Source organism: Acinetobacter sp. 228, from assembly GCF_048147885.1.
Genome location: NZ_JAYWYV010000117.1, coordinates 1 through 1848, shown reverse-complemented (window position 1 = coordinate 1848; position 1848 = coordinate 1). Strand labels below are relative to the sequence as shown.

General features: G+C 35.1%; 2 protein-coding genes. Both read left to right on the top strand.

Going from position 1 to position 1848, the window contains the following annotated elements; all coding sequences use genetic code 11:
- The first annotated feature begins 346 nt into the window (after nt 1-346).
- Complete coding sequence (gene repM / locus VXQ92_RS16460; protein ID WP_151766022.1) at nt 347-1279, top strand: replication initiation protein RepM; 933 nt, start codon at nt 347-349, stop codon at nt 1277-1279.
- A 78-nt stretch (nt 1280-1357) separates the two neighbouring features.
- Nucleotides 1358-1848 (top strand): plasmid replication DNA-binding protein (locus tag VXQ92_RS16455; protein ID WP_416682548.1); only part of this gene is annotated, 491 nt, incomplete at its 3' end.

The window sequence follows — 1848 nt, the reverse complement described above, 5'->3', positions numbered from 1 at the left end:
GCTAGGTTTATAGACCCTTAAAACAATTCATATGTTTCTTTAAACTAGGTCTATCGATCTTCCTAAACTACTTCCTACAATTCTTTAAACTAATTGTTAAAACTAGCTTATTAACTCAAATAAACTACGACATATGCTTTTTTAAACTAATTATTAAACTAGGTTTATCGATCCTACTAAACTGCTTCCTACAATTCTTTAAACTAGCTTTATCGACCCAATTAAACTGTATGTTTTAAAAGCATAAGATATTAATAGAAAAAGACTTATTGAATATAAAATAATCTATTGAACAATACACTTAAATAGTCTATGTTATGACCTAGCTTTTTAAAACTTATTAGAAATGACTAAACTAGTTGTAAAAGATAATGCATTAGTCCAGGCAAGCTATACCTTAGATACCGTTGAGCAGCGTTTAGTATTATTGGCAATTGCTGAGGCACGAGAAACAGGACATGGAATAACTGAAAATAGCTTGTTAGAAGTACATGCTAGTAGCTATATAAATACCTTTAATGTTGAAAAACATACAGCCTATACCGTACTTCGTGATGCATCTAAAAGTTTATTTGATCGCTATGTTACATACCATGATGTTAATCCTAAGACAGGTAAGGATCGTAGCTTTCACTGCCGCTGGGTCGACAAAATTGGATATGAACCTAAATCGGGTATCGTTTTCCTACGATTTACACAAGACATTGTTCCTCTCATAACTCGACTGGAAGAAAATTTCACTAAATATGAACTAGAGCAAGTTTCACGGTTAACTAGCTCTTATGCTATTCGGCTATATGAGTTATTAATTCAATGGAGATCCACTGGTAAAACTCCAGTTTTTGATCTATCTATTTTTAGACAACAACTTGGTGTCGAAGCTCATCAATACAAAACAATGAGTAATTTTAAAACGTATGTTTTAGATTTTGCTCTTGAACAAGTAAACGAGCTAACCGATATAACAGCTAAATATGAACAATATAAAAAAGGTCGTACTATTTCAGGTTTCTCTTTTACTTTTAAACAGAAAAAAAAGCCTAAAGATGTAAAAGCTCAGCGAGATCCAAATACACTCGACCTCTTTTCACAGATGACAGATAAGCAACGCCATTCCTTTGCTGCCAAGCTTTCTGAGTTACCAGAGATGGGACGCTACTCTGAAGGTACCGAAAGCTACCAGCAATTTGCTGTACGTATTGCTGAAATGCTCCAAGATCCAAAAAAAATCAAGGAATTACTCCCACACCTTCAAAAGGTCGGTTTTAAAGTTGCTTAAATTACATACTTGATCATTTGTCTATTAGACAGTCTAATAGACATCAACTTTTGACAAGATTAGGCATAGTTTTACACCATGAAAAGCCTTTCAGTTCTTGAATTATCCAAACTTTACAACATCAATAGACAGACGATTTACAACCATATAAATAAAGGAATTTTAAGTAAAAATTCTGATAATAAAATTGATTTTTCTGAAGCTATCCGTGTATTTGGGGAGCCTGCTAAAAAACAGGATGTAAAAGAACCTGTAAAAATAGACAGTCCAAATTCGGCAGAAGTTTTACTGCTTAGACAGCAGATAGACATGCTGAAAAATCAGCTTTTGGATGCCAAAGACCGGGAATCCTTTTATCAAAACCAGATTGAAACGATGCAGCGCTTATTGGAAGCCCCAAAAACCAATATGACTACGTTTACCGATCAAGAACCGCCTCAATCGAATGCAGCTCCAGCACAACCAGAACCAGAACCAGACACAACTGAGCCTAAACATGACGGATTGACTACTCCAGAGCAGAGGGAAAATAAGCGTATTCCAGTGCCGGAACATGTTGAACCGGAGCA

Coding starts and splice junctions, on each gene's coding strand:
- repM (WP_151766022.1), top strand. CDS start 347: ATGACTAAACTAGTTGTAAAAGATAATGCATTAGTCCAGGCAAGCTAT.